Raw genomic sequence first — 20725 nt, 5'->3', positions numbered from 1 at the left:
GTCGCGCAGTTCCTCCCCCGGCCTTCGGCCGGGGTACCCCCAACGCCCCTTACCGGGCGCTGCCCAACCGCAGCGGACTTCGACGGACCCGCTTACCCGGCCGCGATGAGAGGGGCGGGCTTCGGCTACAGCCACTCTCCCTCAGCGGCCGTGGCCGTCAGTCCGGGCGCGGCCGCGTAGAGCACGGTTCGGCTGCCCGACTTCTGGCCGGCATCGTGCGCGCGGCGCAGGATGTCGAGTACGGCGGCACCGCCGCGGTTGCCCGTGGTGTAGCTGTCCCGGCTGTAGGCCAGCAGCCCCTCCGGCCACTCGTCGGGCATGGTCTGTTCCATGTACTCCAGCACCCGCGTGCCACCGGGATGCGCGAGCAGCAGATCGGGATGCCAGGAGTGGCCGTCGGCCTGGTGGCGCCTGTGCAACCACTTCCACATCTCGGCCACCGTCTCCTGTACGGCGCGCGGCCCCCGGCGGTCCATCACGAAGTGCGTGCCGTCGTCCCGCGTCTCCAGCCGGTGCAGGTCCGTGGTGCCGGGCAGGGTGTGGTGCCAGACCGCGTCCAGGCGCAGGATCGATTCTGCCCTGGGGCGGCCCGTGACCACCACGGCGACGGCGGTGTCCGCGAACAGCAGCCGGACGATGAGCGATTCCAGGGTGTCGTCGGCGGGCTGGTAGGTGGTGCTCAGCGCCTCCGATATCACGACCAGCACGACCCGGTCGGGGTCCGCGGCGACCAGGTCGGCCGCCAGTGCCAGCGACCGGGTGCCGGCGATGCAGGCCCACTGGGTGGCCGGCAGCAGCAGTACGTCGCTGCGCAGCCCAAGGCGGTTGAGCAGCGACAGGTCCAGCCCCGGCAGGGCCGGGGTGGTGGAGTGACTGGTGATCAGGGAGTCGACGTCGGCGGTGTCCAGTCCGGCGGTTGTCAGGGCTTCGCGGGCAGCGCGCTCCCCGTACGTCTGGACGGCCGCCCAGGCCGGCGCGGTGCGCTCCTGGATGGTCTGCGGCGCCGGTATCGCCTCCAGTGCGGCGATCGCGCGGTTCACCTCGTCGTCGGTGAATCCGTTGCGGGCCAGTGCCGTACGGGCCGTACCGGCGCTCAAAGTTCGCAGGCCCGTCCCGCTGCCGGGGGCGGCAGCCGCGTCCAGCGGCAGCATCCACCCGCGGGATTCGATCCCCGTACTCGCGGCGATGCCGTCGATCCGGGGCAGCCACGGCGCCTGCGGTTGCCGGCTGCGCACCTCCGCGAGGATCTCGTCGGTCTTCACGACATGTTCGCCTTGCACCACGACTGGAGGACACAGATAGGCGCCCATAACACGCATCTTTCGCAGAAAGCTCATGAATGAGGTGAAGTGTCCGAAACCTGCCCTATTTTTGCCGAGCGGGGTCAAGACGCTGCCATTGCAATGTACTTCGCATTCGACAACTCCTGGCCTGTCTCATGTACCAAGGAAGCCCTGAAGGTTCCGTTCCGCGTTGGCACGGCAGGGGTGCGCGACCACCCGGCCCAGATCGTTGCCGAGCAAACCCCTTACACCTTCAGGAAGTTGGGCAGCGTGCGGGCCGAGCCGTCGGCCGAGACTCACGCCACCCATGAAGTGCGTCACAGCCGCGCCCCTCACGGGTGGGCCAACCGGCGGGCGGACCCCGGCTCATGGGGTGTGCGACGGCGCGCTTCTCGAAGCGATCGCGCCACCTCGCACTCCGCCCATGCTTCTTCCGCTCCCGCCAGAGATCCCAACGTCAGCCCCACGCACCGCGGACCGCCCCCGGCGACTCCGGCCGCACCTCTGGCGCGCCGCGCCCGCGCCGGAGACCATGGCGCCCTGCTCACCCGACCGCTCCCCCGCGAGACGGCGTCCTCAACGACCGGCGCACACGGCTTCCCACGACCTCCCGGCCGCACGGCGTGCGGCCGCCCGAACCGCTCTCCCGCCTCACAGCCCGCCACGGCCGGGCCCGGTCCCCACCGAGGAGCCGCCGAAATGTCCGATGATGTCCCTGAATTACCCTCGACGTGGCCCCCGTACGACCGCCCGTCCCCGACCTGGTCGACCGGCGAGGAGCCGCATGGCGCCCGCCCGACGGGCCCTCGCTCCGGCGCCCATCGCACCCTCCGCCTGCTGCGGCGGGCGTACCGCTGGCACCGGCGTGTGGCGACCGTCACCGCCCTCGGCTACTTCGCCGCCTTCCTCACCCTGACCGTCAAGGCGCCTTCCCTGATGGCCCGCCCCGGCCCGGGCGGCCTGCCCACCGGGCTGCTCCTGGCCCTCGCCCAGATTCCCGTCACCTGGCTGGCGGTCCTCGTCCACGAAGCCGCCGCGCACCGCTTCGTGGATCCCCTGGCGCGCCGCGCCCGCCGTCAGACGCACGTGTCCGTCGCGGACCGGGAGCAGACGCCGTGACCGGGTTCGGCGGCACCGCCCAGTCCTGGTCCCTCGTCGCGTTCTGCTCGGTCGTCGCCCTCACCCTGCTGCTGTGCGTGCTCACCGGTCCGGAGGCGGACGACCTCGCCGAGTTCTACACCGGTTACCGGTCCCTCTCACCGTTGCGCAACGGGCTGGCCGTCGCCGGTGACTACATCTCCGCCGCCACCGTGCTCACCATCGGGGGGATCATCGCCCTGTGCGGCTTCGACGGCATCGTCCTGGCTCTCAGCGCCCTGCTGTCCCTGCTGTTGCTGATGTTCCTGCTGGCCGAACCCCTCCACAACACCGGCCGCTACACCATGGGCGACGCACTGGCCCGCCGCCATCCGGCCCGGTCGGTACGCGTCACGGCCTGCCTGGTCACCCTGGCCGCCCTCGTCCCGATGATGGTCGTCCAGCTCGCCGGGGTCGGTGAACTCCTGGCCTACGTCCTCGGGTTCACCGACCCCGGTATGAAGAGCGGGTGCATTGCCGGGGCCGGAGTCCTCATGATCAGTTATGCGGCGCTGGGCGGGATGCCCGGCACCGCGCTGGTCCAGATCATCAAGACCGTGGCGCTGCTCGGCTCCGGGCTGGTCGTGAGCGTGCTGATCCTGCGCGCGTTCGACTGGCAGCCCCAGGCGCTGTTCCACGCGGCGGCCCGGCGGAGCGGGGCGGGGAACGCCTATCTGACCTGGGGACTGCAGTACTCCAGCAGCCCGCATCCGGCCCTGGACATGGCCAGCACCCAGTGCGCCATCGTGCTGGGCGGCGCCTGCCTGCCGCACGTCACCATGCGGATGTACACGGCGGGCACGCCGCGCCAGGTCCGCCGTGCGATGTCCTGGGCGGTCTCCTCGGTGACCCTGTTCATCCTCATGCTCACCCTGGTCTGCACCGGCGCGACCGCGCTGGTCGGGCACGACCGCATCGCCGCCGCCGACGCGCACGGCACGACGGCCTACCTGCTCGGCGCCCGCGCCGCGTTCGGAACGGGTCTGTCCAGGCCGGAGAGCCTGCTCTTCGCCACCGTCACCACCGCCGTCTTCCTCACCCTCCTCGCCTCCATCGCGAGCATGACGCTGGCCTGCGCCAACACCCTCGCCCACGACCTGACCGCGTCCCGCGCCACGCCGTGGGCGCCGGCCCGGGAACTCGTGCTCGCCCGGTGCAGTGCCCTGGCCGTCGGCGTCCCCACCGTGCTCCTGGCCGTCCTCGCCCAAGGGCACAGCCTTCAGCCCCTGGCGACGGTCTCCTTCACCCTCGGCGCCTCCGCCATCGCCCCCGCACTCCTCTACACCCTCTTCTGGCGCCGGTACACACGCACCGCGCTCCTGGCCACCCTCGTCGTGGGCTCGCTGAGCGTGCTCGCCCTGGCCCCCGGCACCACCCTGGTCTCGGGGACGCCGCTGTCCGCCTTCCCGGACGCTGACTTCGCCTGGTTCCCCTACAACACGCCCGCGCTCGTCTCCGTGCCCGCGGGCTTTCTCGCCGGCTGGCTCACCACCGTTCTGGCCGGCCGGCGGGCCACCGACCGCGAACGCAGTCGCTACGCGTCCCACGAGCACCGTCTGCTCACCGGGCCGCCGCCACGGCACTCGCCCCAGTAGGGCCTGGCCAGGCGCGGACGTACGTACGAGAGAGGTCGCCCCCGACCTGGGGCGGGCGGCCGGAATGGCGCCGGCTCCGCGTCGAGGGCGCGGTCGGGACGGGGTCGGGGACGGCGTGGACGGCCAGGGGTCCACCTGGCCCGGGGCCTACCTGGCCGGGGGCGGGTCCTGCAGGCCGGTGGTCATGGACGTGGCAGCCGCGTTGAGACCCGCCACCGCGGCCTTGGGCAGCGCCCCGGCGACCTTGGTGGCCAGGTCACGCGACGGGCCGGAGGCGGATCCGTCAGCGTGGGCGGGGGCGGCGAGAGCCAGGCCCGTCAGAGCGAGCGCGGTGGCAGTGATGATCCTCTTCATGCCCTGAGGAACGACCGTCTCCGGCCGGGGACACGACCGGCGGCCACTCACCTCGGAAATACACCCGTGGCGCCCAAGTGGCGGCTGCGGCCCGGTGGGACCAGGCTGGATGCCGGAGAGCCGGGCCCGGGCAGGGTCGCCACGGGTAGGAGACCCGGGCGCTGGGGGCCGTTCGCACGGTGTTTGCCTCGCTCCCGCGGGGTCACCCGTTCCGTCGGGGCCGGAGGGCTCCGGACAGGAAGGCCGCAAGGACGCCAGCGCACCTGTACGGCGCCGTGCCGGGACGAGGCCACGGGTGAACCTGCCGGTCCTCGGACACCAGCAGAGTCCGCAAGCCCCGTGCGGCCCGCAAGGCCCGGCACCCACTGCTCCCTGTGGAGAAAGGCAGAGTCATGACGCAGAAGCCACCCCTGACCACGACCGACTCCGGTGCCCCCGTCGAGAGCGACGAGCACTCGCTGACCGTGGGGCCCGGGGGGCCGGTCCTGCTGCAGGACGCCTATCTGATCGAGCAGATGGCGCAGTTCAACCGGGAGCGGATACCCGAGCGCCAGCCGCATGCCAAAGGAAGCGGCGCGTTCGGTCATTTCGAGGTGACCGACGACGTCAGCGCCTACACCATGGCCGGCGTCTTCCAGCCCGGCACCCGCACCGACCTGGTCATACGCTTCTCGACGGTCGCCGGTGAGCGCGGCAGTCCCGACACCTGGCGCGACCCCCGCGGCTTCGCGGTGAAGTTCTACACCAGTCAGGGCAACTACGACATGGTCGGCAACAACACGCCGGTCTTCTTCGTGAAGGACCCGATGAAGTTCCAGCACTTCATCCGGTCCCAGAAACGCCGTGCGGACAGCAACCTGCGCGACCACGACATGCAGTGGGACTTCTGGACGCTCTCCCCGGAGTCCGCCCACCAGGTGACCTGGCTGATGGGCGACCGGGGCATCCCGCGGACCTGGCGCCACATGAACGGCTACACTTCGCACACGTACATGTGGATCAACGCCAAGGGCGAGCGGTTCTGGGTGAAGTACCACTTCAAGACCGACCAGGGCATCGAGTTCTTCACCCAGCACGACGCCGACCAGATGGCCGCCGTCGACACGGACTACCACATGCGCGACCTGTTCGAGCACATCCGTGACGGCCAGTTCCCCAGCTGGACCCTGTACGTGCAGCTCATGCCGTACGCGGAGGCAGCGGGTTACCGCTTCAACCCGTTCGACCTCACCAAGGTGTGGCCGCACGGCGACTATCCGCTCGTCCCGGTCGGCCGGATGACTCTGGACCGCAATCCGACGGACAACCACGCCGAGATCGAACAGGCGGCGTTCCAGCCCAACAACTTCGTTCCCGGGATCGGGCCCAGCCCGGACCGGATGCTGCTGGCCCGGCTGTTCTCCTACGCGGACGCCCACCGGCACCGGATCGGCGCCAACTACCAGCAGCTCCCGGTGAACGCGCCCATCGTCGACGTCCACACCTACTCGAAGGACGGGGCGATGGCCTACCGGAAGACGTCGGATCCGGTGTACGCCCCGAACTCCAAGGGCGGCCCCGCCGCCGACCCGTCCGCCTTCGGCCCGCCGCCCACCTGGGAGGCGGACGGCGAGATCGTCCGCGCCGCCTACGTCTCCCATCCCGAGGACGACGACTGGGGCCAGCCCGGCACGCTGGTGCGGGAGGTCCTGGACGACGCCGCCCGGGACCGGCTGGTCGGCAACGTCGTCGGCCATCTCCTCGACGGCGTCACCGACCCCGTCCTGCAGCGCGCCTTCGCCTACTGGTCGAACATCGACGAGGCGATCGGCAAGCGCATCGCCGACGGCGTACGGGCCAAGGCCGACGAGTAGCACCCCGAGGCCGACGGGCCGCTCCACGGCTGGGCGCCCGGCATCGTCGTCGAGTTCGAGCGCCGAGGTCGGGCCGTGCGGTGCCGTGGAGCGGACCAGGGCGTTCACAAGGCCGTGCAGAGCAGCAGGAGGAAGGCGAGGGTGCCGGGTACGACGATCAGCGCGGCGCGCATCATCAAGGCGGGGGACTTCAGCGGTCCAGGGCCGGGAGGGCTGCCAGGCCGGTGTCGCGCATGATGCGGCCGACCGTCCCGGGCAGCGTGCTGCCGGCGCCGATGACGGTCTCGAAGCCGCCGGGCAGCAGATCGCGTTCCCGGTACCAGCTGCGCATCTCCGCCTCGCCGTACTCGTCCGCCTGGGGCTTGGACGCGTGCCGGATGAGGGTCTCCTCGAACGGCACGTCCAGGTAGTAGGCGTGCGTCGGGCCGCGGTGGTCGGCGCGCAGCCGGGTGAGCATGGCACCGTAGTGGTCGGCGTACAGGATGCCCTCCACGACGACGTGGTACCCGGCGTCGAGGGCGTAGCGGGCGGTCAGGTCGATCAGCCCGATGTTGGCGGCCCCCGGCCGGTCCCGCTCGCGCAGGACGACCCGGCGCAGGTTGTCCTGGCCGACCAGGGCCAGCCCCCGGCCGAACCGCTCCCGCAGACCGGCCGCGACCGACGACTTGCCCGACGCGCTGTTGCCGCGCAACACGACCAGCCGGGTCTCCTCGGTGCCCACCATCACGGCGAGCACGCTACCTGCTCCGAACGGTTCGACCGGCAAGGCGGTGAGGGCCAGTCGGTGTTCCGCGCAGGAGCGGGTCCGGTGCTCGTCCAACGCCGCGCAGAGGTCGCGGAGTTCGAGTGCCCCGTGGCGGGCCCGGTCCAGCCGGCCGGAGCCGGTGGTGCCGGGTTCCGTCGTCTCGACACCGTTGACCGCGGCGAGGGGACGTCCTTCCAGCAGGTGCAGCGGACCGTCCAGGTAGGCGGCCCTCCCCAGCCCCTCGGTTCGGCCGGGACCCGGCCGTTGCCGCGCTGCCGGGAAGGAGCCGGTCACTCGCCGCCGGGAGTCCGCGGATCCTCCATGCGGGAGAGCCAGGCGGTGAGCACCGCTTCGAGCGATTCGGCCTCGGCGGGCGTCAGCAGGTCCACCAGGCGGCGTTCGTTGCGCATGTGGTCGGTGAAGGCCCGGTCGATGAGTTCGCGCCCCGGTGCGGTGAGGGCGACGATGCGGCCGCGCTGGTCGTCGTCGGAACGGCGGCGGGTGACCAGCCCGGCGCGTTCCAGGCGGTCGATCCTCTTCGTCATCGCGCCGGTGGTGACCATGGTGTGCGCGGCGAGCTCGCCGGGCGCCCGCTCGTAGGGCTCCCCCGCCCGGCGCAGGGCGCACAGGACGTCGAACTCCCCCTCGCTGAGGCCGTAGCGGCCGTAGACGAGGCAGAGTTCCTCGGTGAGTCGGCCGGCCAGGCGGTGCAGTCGGCCGATCACCCCCTGCGGCGTGATGTCGACGTCGGGCCGCTCACGGCGCCAGTCGGCCTGGATGCGGGCCACGCGGTCGGTCGGTTCACCGTGCTTCATGCACCCATGATAGCCATTTTAGCTTCCCGGGAAGCTATATTGTCTTCCATGGAAGCTAATTCACGCTGGGTGACGCTCACCGCGGTGGCGCCGGTGGCCTGGGGGGCCAACTACTACGTGACCCACGAGTTCCTGCCGGCCGACCGGCCGCTCTACGGGGCCGCCCTGCGGGCGCTGCCGGCCGGCCTCGTCCTGCTGGCCCTGCGCAGGCGGCGGCCGCGCGGCGCGTGGTGGTGGCGGTCCGCGGTGCTGGGGCTGCTCAACATGAGCGTGTTCTTCGTCCTCGTCTACGCGGCCTCCCAGCTGCTTCCGACGAGCGTCGCCTCGACCGTCATGGCCGTGTCCCCGCTGACGATGATGCTCATGGCCTGGCCCCTGGTGTCCGAACGGCCCCGGGCCGCCCAACTGGCCTGTGCCGTGGTCGGGCTCGGCGGGGTCTGTCTCATGCTGCTCACGGGGGTGGACGGCACGAGCGTTCCGGGAGTCCTGGCCTCGGCCGCCGCCATGCTGGTGTCGGCCTTCGGGCACGTCCTGAACAAGAGGTGGAGCGTCGGCACCGACGTGCTCGCCTCGACCGCCTGGCAGCTCACGGCCGGCGGTCTCTTCCTGCTCCCGGTCGCCGCGCTGGTCGAGGGCGCTCCGCCCGCGCTCTCCGCGCCGGCCCTCCTCGCGTTCGGCTACGTCTCCCTGGTCGCCACCGCGCTGGCCTTCGTCGCCTGGTTCACCGGTCTACGGCACCTGTCCGCGGGAACCGTCGGGCTGATAGGCCTGCTCAACCCCGTCACGGGCGTACTGCTCGGCACGGTGGCCGCCGGGGAGGTGCTGACCGTTCAGCAGCTGTGCGGACTGGTCCTGGTCCTGGCCGGCGTCGTGCTGGGCAGGACCAGGCGGGACGGGCCGCCTCCCCAGGAAGGGATCCGGCATCCGTCCCGCCACGGGTCAGAGCGCAGTGGTCGTCTGCTGTCCTGACGCGCTGCCCGTGAGCCACTGGTCCCAGCCCAGGTTGAAGTCGGCATAGCCGTTGTCGGCCGGGGCCTTGCCGCGGGGCGAGCCGGTGATGGTGACGGGGTCGCCCTGCTTGACCACTCCGTAGAACCACTTGGCGTCCGACAGGGACAGGTGGACGCAGCCGTGCGAACCGCGGGCGCTGCCGCTGCCCGGGTTGGGGTCACCGGTCGAGTAGTGGACGTACGTACCGGACTGGGTCAGGTGGACGTCCCAGGGCAGCGTCAGGTCGTAGAAGTTGGGGCTGCCCTTGTCGCAGCTGATGCCGACGCTGCAGGAGGTCATGTGGACCTTCTCCTGCTTGTCGATGACGGCCATCGTGCCGTCCCACGTCGGGTACTGGGCGCTGCCCGCGTTGATCGACAGGGTCCGCACCGCCTGGCCGTTGCGGGTCACCTTCATGGTGTGGCCGGTCACCGAGACATCGGCCCGCACGTCGTCGCCGATGGTGAAGGTGTGGGTGTAACCGTGCACGCCGTAGCGTCCGTTGCCGTTGCTGACGCCCGTCATGTCGGCGTCGATCTTCACCTTGGTGCCGGAGGGCCAGTACGTCTTCGGCCGCCAGTCGGCGCGCCGGTCGCCCATCCAGTGCCAGGCGCCGACCACCGGCTGCGAGGTGCTGATCTTCATGTGCTTCTCGACCGTGGCCTTGGCCTTGGCCGCCACCGGGTTCGTGAAGATCACCGAGATCGGCATGGCCACGCCGACCGTGGCGCCCGTCTGCGGGGTGATCGTGTCCAGCAGCATCGGCGGACCCGCGGGCTTCGTCGGCGACGGCGAGGCGCTCGCGCTCGGCTTCACCGACGCCTTTGCGTCGTTCCCGCTCGCCTTGTCGGTGCCGCCCCCGCCGCAGGCGGTCACGCCCACCAGCATTGCGACCGTACCGACTGCGATGCCTATGCCGCCCTTGCGCCGTCCCACGCCCTGCCCCACTCTCGCTCCGCGGCCTCGACAGGCCCCACTGTCCGTCAGACACCCGCAGCAGGCCATGCAGTTCCGCACGGGACGTAAAACTTGGATCAAGACGCGGTACGCGGCACCGGACGGGAACCCGCGAGGAGCGCGACGCGGGCCGGCCGCTCCCGCCGCCCGTCTCGCGTCGCGCGAGTCCCGTCGCCCGGGTACCGGGTGGCAACCGGAACCGCGGCAGGTCAGCCGGCCACGGCCGGGGTCATGTCGGGTGCCGGTGCGAGCTGGCGGTGGAGGCGGCCGCGGATGATGCCCTCGGCGTCCGCCACGATGGTGCGGACCACCGTCTCGCAGCTCTCCACGCTGTCGATGAGGCCTTGTGCCTGACCGGCCCACCACATTCCGCCCTCGACATCGCCCTCGCGCAGCACCCGCTGCCTGCCGCGTCTCCCGGAGGCGAGCTCGGCGACGTCGGTGAAGACGGCCCCGGGGCGCGCGCCCAGGCGGGCGATGTCCTGCGAGACCGAGTTCCGCGCCACCCGGGCGGTGTTGCCGAACTCCCGGAACACGATCTGGGTCCCGCGCTCGTCGTTCGCGACGATCCGCGCCTTCACGTTGGGGTGGACGGGCGCCTCCTCGGTCGCCTCGAACCGGGTTCCCATGTTGATCGCGCACGCCCCGAGCGCGAGGGCCGCGACGAGGCCGGCGCCGGTGGCGAACCCGCCCGACGCGATGACCGGGATGCGCAGCCTGCGGGCTGCGGCCGGGATCAGGACGAGGCCGGGGACGTCGTCCTGGCCGGGATGCCCGGCACACTCGAATCCGTCGATGCTCACGGCGTCGACGCCGAGCGCCTCGGCCTTCAGGGCGTGCCGGACGGCGACGGCCTTGTGCACGACCTTCACCCCGGCCTGTCTGAACGCCGGCAGGTGCGGTGCGGGGTTGCTGCCGGCCGTCTCCACGACCTTCACGCCCGAGTCGATGATGACCGCCCGGTAGTCGTCGTACGGCACCGGTTCGATGGTAGGCAGGATGGTGAGGTTGACGCCGAACGGCCTGTCGGTCAGTTCACGGCAGCGCGCGATCTCCCGGGCGAGCGCCTCCGGGCTGGGCTGGGTCAGCGCGCTCAGGAACCCGAGCGCGCCGGCGTTCGCGACGGCCGAGATCAGCTCCGCGGTGCCCACCGCGAGCATTCCGCCGCACACGATGGGGTGTTCGACCCCGAACATCTCCGTGAACTCGTTGTGGAAGGTCATGTCACTCCTGTTGCAGGGGCAGAGACGTCACAGGCTTCGGGGGCGTCAGAGTCGTCGCGAGATGATCAGCCGCATGATGTCCGAGGTGCCCTCCTCGATCTCCTCCAGCTTGGCGTCGCGCATCCACTGCTCGACCGGGAACTCGCGCGAGTAGCCCCATCCGCCGAGGGTCTGGACGGCGCCCCAGGTCACGGCCATCGCGGTCTCCGAGGCCTGCAGTTTGGCCATGGCGGCGAGCTTGGTGGCGTCGGCTCCGGCGTCCATCCGGCGTGCCGCGTGCAGGGTGAGCAGCCAGGCGGACTCGATGCGGGTCGCCATGTCGGCCAGCCGGAACGCGACGGCCTGGTGCTCGATGATCGGCTTGCCGAACTGGTTGCGCTCCCTGGCGTACTGGAGCGCGTACTCGTAGGCCGCGCGCGCCGCTCCGGTCGCCGCGGCGGCCAGCACGATGCGCGAGATGTCGAACGTCCTCATCAGGCCGCGGAAGCCCTGCCCCTCGTCGCCGAGACGGTCGGACTCGGGTACGAAGACCGAGTCGCAGAAGATCTCGCGGCAGACGATGGCGCGCTGGCCCATCTTGCGCATGGGCTCGCCGAACGTCATCCCCTCGGCACCCTTGCGCAGCAGGAAGGCGGTGACCCCCGAGGAGCCCCGGGTGGGGTCGGTCTTGGCGAAGACCACGTACTGGTCGGCGAGGCCGGCGTTGGAGATCCACGCCTTCTGGCCGCTGATCGAGTAGCCGCCGTCGACCCGGACGGCGGTGGTGGCGATGGACGCGGCGTCGGAACCCGCGCCCGGTTCGGTCGTCGCCAGCGCGGTGTAGAGCGGGTTCGGGCCGGCGAGCGGACGCAGCCACTCCGACTTCTGCCGGTCGGTGCCCAGTGCGAGCAGCGGGTCGGCGAAGAACCCGTTGGAGCAGACGAAGTTGCCGATGCCCGGGTCGCCCCAGCACATCTGCTCCTGGACCAGGCACTGGGTCACGACATCGGTGAAGCCGCCCCCGCCGTACTCCTCGGGCAGCATGAAGTCGGTGATGCCGACCTTGGCCGCGGCCCGGAAGATGTCCAGCGGCGACTCGATGTCACGCTCGTCGACCTCGCGTCCACGGGGCCGGATCTCGTTCGCGGCGAACTCCCGGCACAGCTCGACGATCGCTCGCTGCTCATCGGTCAGCGGCCAGGGTTCAGTGGACATGCTCACGCGATTTCTCCTGCTTCTCGGTGGTTTCCCGGTGGCCGTTCACCCCGGAGACTTCCGGTGCGGCTTCCGGTGCGGCTTCTGGTGCGGAACGGGAGAGGACGAGTGCGTCCACGGCCAGGGCGCCCTCGGGCCCGACCCGGATCGGGTTCACCTCGATGTCCGCCACGCCGGTGGTGGCCGCGATCGCCCCGGACACGGCGACGATCGCGTCGATCAGCGCCTCGACGTCGACCGCCGGCTGTCCCCGCCAGCCGTCCAGCAGCCGGCGCGAGCGCAGGCGGTCGAGCATCCCGGCCGCCGTGTGCCGGTCGACCGGTGCCAGCTCGACGGACACGTCCCGCCAGAGTTCGGCGTGGACCCCGCCATGGCCCACGGCCACGGTCGGACCGAAGTCACGGTCCCGGCGGGCGCCGATCAGCATCTCGACGACGCCCGGCCGGGTGTCCTGCTCCTCCACGACGTACTCGCCCGGGCCGAGCCGCTCGTGCATCTCGCGGAACGCCGCCGCGGCGGTGTCCGGGCCCAGTCCGGTTCTGACGGCCTGGTGTTCGCTCTTGTGCTCGATCCAGCCGGCCTTGAGGACCAGGGGCGGCCGCAGGGACGCGCAGGCCGCCGCGAACCCGGTCGCGTCGGTGACCCGTCTCGCCTCGGGCATCGCGATGCCGAGTGCCGTCAGGAACGCGCGAGCCGCCCAGTATCCGGGCTCCGGGACGGCCGCTCCGATCGGCTCGACCGCCGGGGCGCCCGGTCCGCTCCGCTCGGTCGCCGGGGCGCGGCGGGGCCGGCCGCCCAGACGGGTCGCACGGTCCAGCGCGCCCAGGGCCGCGTCGATGGTGTCGAAGACCGGGACGCGGTGCTCCCGTAGCCGACTGACCGCGGGCGAAGCGGCGCTCATGCTGTGCACGATCAGGGGCACGCGCGCCGCGTCCGCCCGGTGGAGCCGGCCGAGGCGGTCGATCACGGCGGACTCGGCGCCCACGAGGCTCGGTGCGTCCTCGCCGTAGCAACCGAGATATCCCGACAGGACGACCGAGTCGACCTCGCCGGAGGCGGCCACCAGCTCGGCGACCTTCGCGTAGACCTGGAGATCCGCCTCTCCCGCGCCCGCGAGGTCCACCGGGTTGGACACCGCCGCGGCGGCGGGGAGCACGGCCCGCAGGGCGGCTTGGAGCCCGTCGGTGAAGACCTGCGCGCGGAGCCCGTGGGCGGCGGCGAGGTCGGCGGCGATCCCTCCCTGACCGCCGCTGTCGCTGATGATCGCGACCCGGCGGCCGCCCGGCGGAGCGGTCACGTCCAGCACCCGGGCCACATCGACGAGTTCGCGCGGCGTCGCCACCCGGAGGGCTCCGGCGGCGCGGCACGCCGCGTCGACGACGTCGAGCGCCGAGGTCATCGACCCGGTGTGGGACCGCGCGAGCCGACGGCTGCCCTCGCTGGCACCGGTGGCGAGCACCAGCACGTGCTTGCCGGCCCGGCGGAGGGCTCCGAGGGCCGTGACGATCCGGGTGCCGTCGGCGAAGCTCTCCAGATAGAGCGCCACCGTGGTGGTGTGCTCGTCGGCGACGAGGGATTCGAGTACGTCGGCGGCTCCCACGTCGAGCTGGTTGCCGACCGAGTAGAACCGCGACACGCCGAGATCGGCCCGTGCTCCGAGGCCGGCGATCTCGGAGCCGAGCTGACCGCTCTGCGAGACGATCGCCAGGCTCCCGGGCGCGAAGTTCCCCCAGGCGAGCCGGAGGTTCGTGGCGGCGTTGAACAACCCGAGGCTGTTCGGCCCGATCATCCGTGCGCCGGCCCGGCGCAGCATCGCGGCGAGTTCGGCCTCGTCGGAGCCGAGTCCCGCGGTGATCGAGAGGAAGGCGCGGCATCCCTTGGCGAGGGCGTCCCGGACGACCGGGAGAACGTGTTCGGACGGCACGCACAGGACGACGAGGTCGGGGGTCTCCGGCAGGTCGCCCACCGTCGCACGGCAGGGCCGGCCGAGGACCTGTGCGGCGCGGCGGTTGACCAGCCGCACCTCCCGTCGGCCGGCTCCCGCGAGGGCACCGGTGGCGAGCCAGTAGCCCCATTTGGCGCGGTCCTCGGTGGCACCGACGACGGCGACGGACGAGGGGTCGACGAAGGCCTGGGGAAAGGACACGGGTGGTCTCCCGGATTCGGGGGGCGTGGGTGCGGAGGTCCCGGGCCGGCCGGAGGGGTGAGCTGTGCCGCCGGACGGACAGGGAGCGGACCGGTTCACCGGTGGCGGGATCGACGACCCGACAGGCGGGCCGCCTCGCGCCTGGCAGGAGCATGAGCAACCAACCTCACGGTGTCGAGAGGAAGTTCGGCGAAAATCGAGCGAAGGCAGTCCCGGACTCAGGTGTGGGCCGCGGCGGTCGGCCGACGGTCGAAGAAGCCGGGGTACCGGCTCCGGCAGATCAGCAGGGCGAGCAGCCCCAGCAGGATCGTCCCGGTGCCGATCGCGAACGTGCCGCCGACGCGGGCGCCCGAGGAGAACGGGAGTGACCAGCTCGTACCGCTGTTGGCGGGATCCCACGCCTGGACCAGGCTCCAGGCTCCCGCGGCGAGCAGGACCACCCCGCCGATCGCGGGGAGGACGACGCCCATCCAGAGATCCGCCGCTCCGGGGCGCCGCTCGGTGCGGTGCACCCAGGCCGAGGTGAGTCCGGTGAGGCCGTAGTAGAACGCGATCAGGACCCCGCAGGCGGACACCGCGTCGCCGATGACGAGACCGTGGCCGAGGAAGTTCATCGCGACGTACACCACCGCGCCGACGACCCCGACCGCGATCGTGCCCACGTGCGGGATGCGGTAGCGCGGGTGCACCCGGGCCAGTGCGCGGGGCAGCGCGCCCTGGTCCCCCATCGACAGCATGGTGCGGCTCAGGGTGAGGACGGTCGTCTCCGTCGAGGCGGCCGCCGAGGTGAGGACCATGAGGATCAGCAGGTGCCACAGCACCGAGCCGAAACCACCGGCCCCGAACACCGCGGTGCCGAAGGCATAGAGGACGTCCCCCGAGTTGTCCGGGTTGTTCAGGCCGATCCCGGTGTCGCCGATGCCGGCGAAGGAGATCGCGGCGAACGTGGCGACGAGGTACAGCGCGACCAGCAGCATCGTGGAGTAGGTCGCGGCACGTCCGGGGGTGCGGTGCCGGTCGGTGGTCTCCTCGTTGACGGTGAGCGCCGTCTCCCATCCCCAGTAGATGAACAGCATCAGTACCAGCCCGCTGACGAACGCGCTCATGGACGCGCCCTCGAACGGGTTGAGCCAGGACAGGCTCGGCCGCCGGGTCCCGGCCGGCGCGTTGCCGGCGTACACCCGGACGAGGGCGACGACGGACAGCACCATGAGCATGCCGAACTCCAGGAACAGCAGGGCCCGTTGTACGGCGGCCGCGATCTCGATACCGCGGTAGCAGACGAGGGTCATCAGTGCGAGCCAGCCGAGCCCGGCCAGCAGCACGCGCCAGTCCGCCGGTGCGGAACCGATGCCTTCGGCGCCCGCCAGCAGGAACACGTACTGCCCGGCGACCTGCGCGAGGCTGCCGATCACGAGGACGAAGGAGGCGATGATCGCCCAGCCGCCCAGGAAACCGAGGTTCGGATTCAGCGCCCGCGTGGCCCAGGTGAAGATCGTGCCGCAGTCCGGATCACGCCGGTTGAGCGCGGCATAGCCGAAGGAGACGAACAGGATCGGGACGAAGGCCAGCACCACCACGGCCGGGGCCTGGAAGCCGACGTAGCCCACGACGAAGGCCAGCGTCGCGGTGAGGCTGTAGGCAGGCGCCGCGGAGGCCACGGCGAGGATCAGGCTGGTTGCCATGCCGAGCGCGCCGGTGCGCAGGCCCTTGTCCGAGGACTCGACGTCGATCGTCTCGGCGGCGCGGTGGAGCTCCTGCGCGGGTGCAGACGCCCGGCCCGGCCGACCGTCCTGTTGATGTTGCGAATCCGAGGCCATTGCCACTCCCGATCTAGTGGTTTACGGGTACTGACAAGAAAACGCAATGACTGATTGGCGAGTCAGACTGGCTGCGGCCGGAGTTGCTGTCAAGACCTCGATCGCAATTTTGCGAGGCATCTTGACTCGCGAGTCAATATTGCGACACGGTGACCGGCGTGACAACACGAGAAGCTTCTGCCGTCGACACCGAGGTCGTGGTCGTGGGCGCCGGATACGCGGGGCTGACCACCGCGTGGCGGCTCGCCGACGCCGGGGTCGACGTGGTCGTCCTGGAGGCCGCCGACCGGGTGGGCGGCCGCGTGTTCAGCCAGGTGAGCCCGTCGGGGGTGCGCCTCGACCTCGGAGGTCAGTGGATCGGGCCGAGCCAGCGACGGTTCCATGCGCTGGCGGCCCGGTTCGGCTGCCGGACGTTCCCGACCTGGGAGACCGGGCGGCACGTCGAGATCCGCGCCGACGGCACCCGCGTGGACTACGCGGGCGCCGCACCCGACGCCGGACCGGGCATCGAGGAGTACGAACGCGTCACCGCTCTGCTGGACGGACTCGCCCGTACCGTCGACCTCGAACGGCCGTGGTCCACCCCGCGGTTCGCGGAGTTCGACGCCCTGTCGGCCGAGGACTTCTTCCGCGCGGAGACCCAAGACGAGGACGCCCTGCTGCGGCTGGCGCTCGCGGTGCAGGGCGTCTGGTGCGCCGAACCGCGCGAGATCTCCTTCTTCCACGTGCTGTTCTACCTGGCCTCGGGCGGCGGGTACGAACAGCTGATGGAGACCCGCGGCTGCGCCCAGGACGCCCGGTTCTCCGACGGGGCGGACGCGGTCGCCCACGCGCTCGCGAAGTCGCTGGACGGAAGGATCCGGCTGGGCGATCCGGTGCTGTCGATCCGGCAGACCGCGCACGGCGTGGCGGTGACCACCGGCCACACCGTCGTCCGCGCACGGCGGGCCGTGGTCGCGGTGCCCCCGGCGGCGGTCGAGCGGATCGTGTTCGACCCGGTGCTGCCCGCTGGACGGCGCGGCTGGGTGCGCCACTCGCCGATGGGACGGGTCGCGAAGGTGCACGCCGTCTACGAGGAGCCCTTCTGGCGCGCGGCGGGCCGCTCCGGGATCGCGACGCTCTACGGCGACAGCCCGGTCAGCGTGGTCTTCGACAACTCTCCCGAGGACGCCTCGCGCGGTGTGCTCGTCGCGTTCGTCTACGGCGACCGGCTCGACCGCTGGGCCACCGCGACCGACAGCGAGCGGCGCCGCGAGGTGTTGGCCGCGCTGTCCGCGGTGGCCGGCACCCGGGCGGACCGGCCGGTCGACTACGTCGAGAAGATCTGGCCGCGGGCGGGCTGGACCATCGGGGGCTACGCGTGCTTCGTGACCCCGGGGGGCTGGACCCGGTACGGGAGGGACGGGTGGCGGGAGCCGTCCGGACTCGTCCACTGGGCGGGGACCGAGACCGCCTCGGTGTGGAACGGCTACATCGACGGGGCGATCTCCTCTGGTGAGCGCGTCGCGGCCGAGGTGATCGGCGCACTGGCGGCTGTCCGGCAACCGGGGTGAACCGCCTTGCCTGACATACTGGCCGGGTTATGACCAGCATCGAGGACCGGCCGGCTGCGGCGGCCGCCGATCTGCCGGGACGGGTACGGACGGCGATCCGGGCGGCCGCCGTCTCCCAGCGCGAACTCGCCCACCGGATCGGAATGGACCCCACCGCCCTGTCCAAGGCGCTGCGCGGGACCCGGCGCCTGCGCGACGAGGAGGTCGCCGCCATCGCGAAGGCCTGCGGAGTCTCCACGGCCTATCTGGTCGAGGGCACCGGTCCGGAGCCCGTGCTCCCGCCCGAGAACGGACGGGACCGGGCGCAGCCGGTGACGGCGCAGGAGCGGCGGGACCAGATCCTGGAGGCCGCGACCGTGCTCATCGCCCGCCGCGGCTATCACAACGTGCGCGTCTCGGACATCGCCCGGTACTGCGGGACCAGTACCGCGACGGTGCACTACCACTTCCCGAGCAAGGAAGCCGCGTTGCACGCCGCGCTCGAGTACTACGCCCAGCGGTTCCGCGACCGGCTCGACGAGGAGTTCGGCCGGGCGAGTTCCGCGCGTGACAAGCTGCGCCGCCTGATCGAGGTGCAACTGCCGGTCGCCTCCGACGACATCGACGAATGGTCGGTGTGGATCCAGTTCTGGAACCAGGCGATGCTCGAACCCCGGCTGCGGCCCGCACAGCGCCGGATCTACTCGGGCTGGTACGGGGTCGTGGTGGAACTGCTGCACGAGTGCCGGTCCGAGGGCCTGGCACCGGAGGCGGACGTCGAGGCACTCGCCGACCGGTTCACCGCGATGGTCGACGGCCTGGCGATCCAGATCCTCGCCAGCTCGACCGAGATGCAGCCGGACCGTATGCGCTCGCTCCTGCTGCGGGCCTTCGAACCACACCTCGACCTGACCTGACCGGCCTTCGCCGTCCCCTTGACGCTCCCGGTGCCGGGCCGCCGACGTGCCGGCGGTCTCACCGAGGCCGACCACACGCGACGGGCCGGCGGCAGAGGGAGCCGGGGGAAACGTCAGCTGGACGCGTGACGCGGCTTCACATTCGCATGGGGTTCGGGAGAGTGGTCCGGCGCCAGGAGTGGCATGCCGGTCGCGCCAGATTCATGTAACGGACACCGTTCCTCAACGCTCGGCAACACCCGTGCAACAAGCGGGTGTTGCACGTAACGGCTTGCCCAAGTCCTTCCGTGCGTTGGCCCGGAGTTCACCGGTCGCACCTGACGCACCGCACCGCCCGGGGCCCACTGTGAACGGCGGCCCGTCCGCGTGTCCGGGCCTGCCGTCACTCCCGCAAAGGTTCTCCTGTCGGGGAGCCCGAGGAAGGAGCACCCATGGCTGGACCGACCCGCCGCAGACTCCTGGGCTCCGCCGTCGGCGCGATCGGCGGTGCCGCGGCCCTTTCCCTGCTGCCGCCCAGCGTCCAGAAGGCCGTCGCCGCCGGACCGCCGAAGTACGGCTCCCTGCACGACATCGAGCATGTCGTCATGCTGATGCAGGAGAACCGGTCCTTCGACCACTACTTCGGCACCCTGTCCGGTGTCCGCGGTTTCGCCGACCCGCACGCGCTGAAGCTGGACTCCGGACGGTCCGTCTTCTACCAGCCCGACGCCGTCAACCCCAAGGGCTATCTGCTGCCCTTCCACCTCGACACGCACAAGTCGAGTGCCCAGGCCATCCCCTCCACCAGCCACGCCTGGTCCGTGCAGCACCAGGCCTGGAACAACGGCAGGATGGACCAGTGGCTGCCCGCCCACCGCAGGGCCGACGGCGTCAACGGCCCGTACGTGATGGGCTACTACACCCGCAAGGACATCCCCTTCCAGTTCGCCCTCGCGGAGACCTTCACCATCTGCGACAACTACTTCTGCTCGGTCTTCGGCCCCACCTGGCCCAACCGCCTGATGTGGATGACCGGGACCATCGATCCCGGCGGCACCCGGGGCGGCCCCATCATCAGCAACGTGGCGCCCACGCCGTACCGCTGGACCACGTACGCCGAGCGCCTCCAGGCCGCCGGCGTCAGCTGGAAGGTGTACCAGGAGGAGGACGACTACGGCACCAACATGCTGGAGCAGTTCGCGACCTTCAGGAACGCACAGCCCGGCTCCGACCTGTACGAGCGGGGCGTACGCCCGCAGCCCCACGGCACCTTCGAGGACGACGCCCGCAGCGACCGGCTCCCGAGGGTGTCGTGGATCTGCCCCACCAGCTACCAGTCCGAGCACCCGGACTACCTGCCGGCCGCGGGTGCCGACTACGTGGCGTCGAAGATCGAGGCCATCGCGTCGAACCCCAAGGTGTGGCGCAAGACCGCCTTCATCCTCAACTACGACGAGAACGACGGCCTGTTCGACCACGTGGCGCCGCCGACCCCGCCGGCAGGCACGAAGGACGAGTTCATCCGGGGACTGCCGATCGGCGGCGGGTTCCGGGTGCCGGCCATCATCGTCTCGCCCTGGACGGTGGGCGGCTGGGTCGCCTCGGAGGCTTTCGACCACACGTCGGCGCTGCAGTTCCTGGAGCGGTTCACCGGCGTCGAGGAGCCCAACGTCAGCGACTGGCGCCGGCAGACCTTCGGCGACCTCACCACCGCCTTCCGCTTCCGCAGCACCCGGCCGCGCCCGCCCCGCCTCCCCCACGACACCGCCGAGCAGCTGGAGAAGGCGAAGGAGGAGGTCGCCACCCTCCCCAAGCCCACGCTCCCGCAGAACGACCAGACCTACCCCCGTCAGGAGAAGGGCCACCGCCCGCACACCTGACCGCCTGTGCGGAACGACAAGGCCAGCAGGCCGACTCCGCCCGCCGGCAGGAGCAGTCCGGCGGGCGGGGTGTCGGGTACCCGGCGCACTAGGGGCTGTCCGGCGGATCAAGTCGCAGGGAAGCAGCGGTGACTGATCGGCCGAGGTGAGCGGGGTCTGGTGCGTCCAACTGCAAGGCGAAGGAGGGAGTCGACGCGGTGGGGGCACCTCCCGGCCGAAGGCTGGGGGACGTCGGGGACCGACGACAACGCCGCAGGTGGGCGTGCCAGACCCCGCGTCTGCGGCATGATCCGCCGGACAGCCCC

The 20725-nt window shown here is 71.5% G+C and carries 16 protein-coding genes; 7 read left to right on the top strand and 9 right to left on the bottom strand.

Going from position 1 to position 20725, the window contains the following annotated elements:
• Window positions 1–125 precede the first annotated feature (125 nt).
• Window positions 126–1310, bottom strand: a complete 1185-nt coding sequence (locus tag SSP29_RS46135) for a beta-ketoacyl-[acyl-carrier-protein] synthase family protein (RefSeq protein ID WP_089106989.1) — start codon at window positions 1308–1310, stop codon at window positions 126–128.
• A 672-nt stretch (window positions 1311–1982) separates the two neighbouring features.
• Here SSP29_RS46135 and SSP29_RS57790 point away from each other — a divergent pair.
• A complete protein-coding gene (locus tag SSP29_RS57790; protein ID WP_089106988.1) occupies window positions 1983–2402 on the top strand; it encodes a DUF485 domain-containing protein in 420 nt (139 codons plus the stop codon).
• On the top strand, window positions 2399–4015 hold the full coding sequence (locus SSP29_RS46125; protein ID WP_089106987.1) for a sodium/solute symporter: 1617 nt from the start codon (window positions 2399–2401) through the stop codon (window positions 4013–4015). The genes SSP29_RS57790 and SSP29_RS46125 overlap by 4 nt, the downstream gene beginning before the upstream one ends.
• Window positions 4016–4162: 147 nt before the next feature.
• On the opposite strand, the gene SSP29_RS46120 is transcribed toward SSP29_RS46125, so the two are convergent.
• Window positions 4163–4369: a hypothetical protein gene (locus SSP29_RS46120; protein ID WP_089106986.1), complete on the bottom strand. Its 207-nt coding sequence runs from the start codon at window positions 4367–4369 to the stop codon at window positions 4163–4165.
• 392 nt (window positions 4370–4761) lie between these two features.
• On the opposite strand from SSP29_RS46120, the gene SSP29_RS46115 reads away from it, so the two are divergent.
• Window positions 4762–6222: a catalase gene (locus SSP29_RS46115; RefSeq protein WP_089106985.1), complete on the top strand. Its 1461-nt coding sequence runs from the start codon at window positions 4762–4764 to the stop codon at window positions 6220–6222.
• Between the two features lie 190 nt (window positions 6223–6412).
• On the opposite strand, the gene SSP29_RS57785 is transcribed toward SSP29_RS46115, so the two are convergent.
• Window positions 6413–6946 carry an AAA family ATPase gene (locus SSP29_RS57785; protein ID WP_174856066.1) on the bottom strand — a complete coding sequence of 178 codons (534 nt, stop codon included), beginning with the start codon at window positions 6944–6946 and terminating at the stop codon, window positions 6413–6415.
• A gap of 311 nt (window positions 6947–7257) precedes the next feature.
• Entirely contained in the window at window positions 7258–7782 is a 525-nt protein-coding gene (locus SSP29_RS46105) for a MarR family winged helix-turn-helix transcriptional regulator (protein ID WP_089106984.1), read from the bottom strand.
• A 48-nt stretch (window positions 7783–7830) separates the two neighbouring features.
• Between SSP29_RS46105 and SSP29_RS46100 the strand changes: the two genes are divergently transcribed.
• The gene (locus tag SSP29_RS46100; protein WP_089106983.1) at window positions 7831–8751 is read left to right on the top strand and encodes an EamA family transporter; all 921 of its coding nucleotides are present in this window, start codon (window positions 7831–7833) and stop codon (window positions 8749–8751) included.
• Here the strand turns inward: SSP29_RS46100 and SSP29_RS46095 are convergent.
• From SSP29_RS46095 to SSP29_RS46075, 5 genes are all read right to left on the bottom strand, one after another.
• Entirely contained in the window at window positions 8722–9660 is a 939-nt protein-coding gene (locus SSP29_RS46095; protein ID WP_245883559.1) for a L,D-transpeptidase, read from the bottom strand. The two genes, SSP29_RS46100 and SSP29_RS46095, sit on opposite strands and share 30 nt — an antisense overlap.
• A gap of 278 nt (window positions 9661–9938) precedes the next feature.
• The gene (locus SSP29_RS46090; RefSeq protein ID WP_089106981.1) at window positions 9939–10952 is read right to left on the bottom strand and encodes an NAD(P)H-dependent flavin oxidoreductase; all 1014 of its coding nucleotides are present in this window, start codon (window positions 10950–10952) and stop codon (window positions 9939–9941) included.
• Window positions 10953–10997: 45 nt separating this feature from the next.
• Entirely contained in the window at window positions 10998–12146 is a 1149-nt protein-coding gene (locus SSP29_RS46085; protein ID WP_150136240.1) for an acyl-CoA dehydrogenase family protein, read from the bottom strand.
• Window positions 12136–14292 (bottom strand): acetate--CoA ligase family protein, encoded by a 2157-nt coding sequence (locus tag SSP29_RS46080; RefSeq protein ID WP_089106979.1) that lies wholly within the window; start codon window positions 14290–14292, stop codon window positions 12136–12138. The genes SSP29_RS46085 and SSP29_RS46080 overlap by 11 nt, the downstream gene beginning before the upstream one ends.
• Before the next feature lie 218 nt (window positions 14293–14510).
• Window positions 14511–16112 (bottom strand): APC family permease, encoded by a 1602-nt coding sequence (locus tag SSP29_RS46075; protein ID WP_150136238.1) that lies wholly within the window; start codon window positions 16110–16112, stop codon window positions 14511–14513.
• Window positions 16113–16270: 158 nt separating this feature from the next.
• On the opposite strand from SSP29_RS46075, the gene SSP29_RS46070 reads away from it, so the two are divergent.
• The 3 genes from SSP29_RS46070 to SSP29_RS46060 all read left to right on the top strand — a co-directional run bounded on the left by SSP29_RS46070 (window position 16271) and on the right by SSP29_RS46060 (window position 20420).
• Window positions 16271–17665, top strand: a complete 1395-nt coding sequence (locus tag SSP29_RS46070) for a flavin monoamine oxidase family protein (protein ID WP_245883552.1) — start codon at window positions 16271–16273, stop codon at window positions 17663–17665.
• Between the two features lie 29 nt (window positions 17666–17694).
• Window positions 17695–18561 (top strand): TetR/AcrR family transcriptional regulator, encoded by an 867-nt coding sequence (locus SSP29_RS46065; RefSeq protein ID WP_089106977.1) that lies wholly within the window; start codon window positions 17695–17697, stop codon window positions 18559–18561.
• A gap of 431 nt (window positions 18562–18992) precedes the next feature.
• Window positions 18993–20420, top strand: coding sequence for an alkaline phosphatase family protein (locus tag SSP29_RS46060; protein WP_089106976.1), 1428 nt, complete (start codon window positions 18993–18995; stop codon window positions 20418–20420).
• The last annotated feature ends 305 nt before the right edge of the window (window positions 20421–20725 follow it).

It is taken from the genome of Streptomyces hyaluromycini (genome assembly GCF_002217755.1).
Taxonomy (GTDB): domain Bacteria; phylum Actinomycetota; class Actinomycetes; order Streptomycetales; family Streptomycetaceae; genus Streptomyces; species Streptomyces hyaluromycini.
Note: the sequence above shows the minus strand (reverse complement) of the source record. Positions and strands in the feature narration are given on the sequence as shown.

Excerpts from the sequence above, each read along its gene's own strand:
- SSP29_RS46090 (WP_089106981.1), bottom strand. The coding sequence starts at position 10,952 with ATGACCTTCCACAACGAGTTCACGGAGATGTTCGGGGTCGAACACCCC.
- SSP29_RS57785 (WP_174856066.1), bottom strand. The coding sequence starts at position 6,946 with ATGGTGGGCACCGAGGAGACCCGGCTGGTCGTGTTGCGCGGCAACAGC.
- SSP29_RS46135 (WP_089106989.1), bottom strand. The coding sequence starts at position 1,310 with ATGGGCGCCTATCTGTGTCCTCCAGTCGTGGTGCAAGGCGAACATGTC.
- SSP29_RS46075 (WP_150136238.1), bottom strand. The coding sequence starts at position 16,112 with ATGGCCTCGGATTCGCAACATCAACAGGACGGTCGGCCGGGCCGGGCG.
- SSP29_RS46115 (WP_089106985.1), top strand. The coding sequence starts at position 4,762 with ATGACGCAGAAGCCACCCCTGACCACGACCGACTCCGGTGCCCCCGTC.
- SSP29_RS46120 (WP_089106986.1), bottom strand. The coding sequence starts at position 4,369 with ATGAAGAGGATCATCACTGCCACCGCGCTCGCTCTGACGGGCCTGGCT.
- SSP29_RS46100 (WP_089106983.1), top strand. The coding sequence starts at position 7,831 with ATGGAAGCTAATTCACGCTGGGTGACGCTCACCGCGGTGGCGCCGGTG.
- SSP29_RS46065 (WP_089106977.1), top strand. The coding sequence starts at position 17,695 with ATGACCAGCATCGAGGACCGGCCGGCTGCGGCGGCCGCCGATCTGCCG.
- SSP29_RS46105 (WP_089106984.1), bottom strand. The coding sequence starts at position 7,782 with ATGAAGCACGGTGAACCGACCGACCGCGTGGCCCGCATCCAGGCCGAC.
- SSP29_RS46060 (WP_089106976.1), top strand. The coding sequence starts at position 18,993 with ATGGCTGGACCGACCCGCCGCAGACTCCTGGGCTCCGCCGTCGGCGCG.
- SSP29_RS46085 (WP_150136240.1), bottom strand. The coding sequence starts at position 12,146 with ATGTCCACTGAACCCTGGCCGCTGACCGATGAGCAGCGAGCGATCGTC.
- SSP29_RS57790 (WP_089106988.1), top strand. The coding sequence starts at position 1,983 with ATGTCCGATGATGTCCCTGAATTACCCTCGACGTGGCCCCCGTACGAC.
- SSP29_RS46095 (WP_245883559.1), bottom strand. The coding sequence starts at position 9,660 with ATGCTGGTGGGCGTGACCGCCTGCGGCGGGGGCGGCACCGACAAGGCG.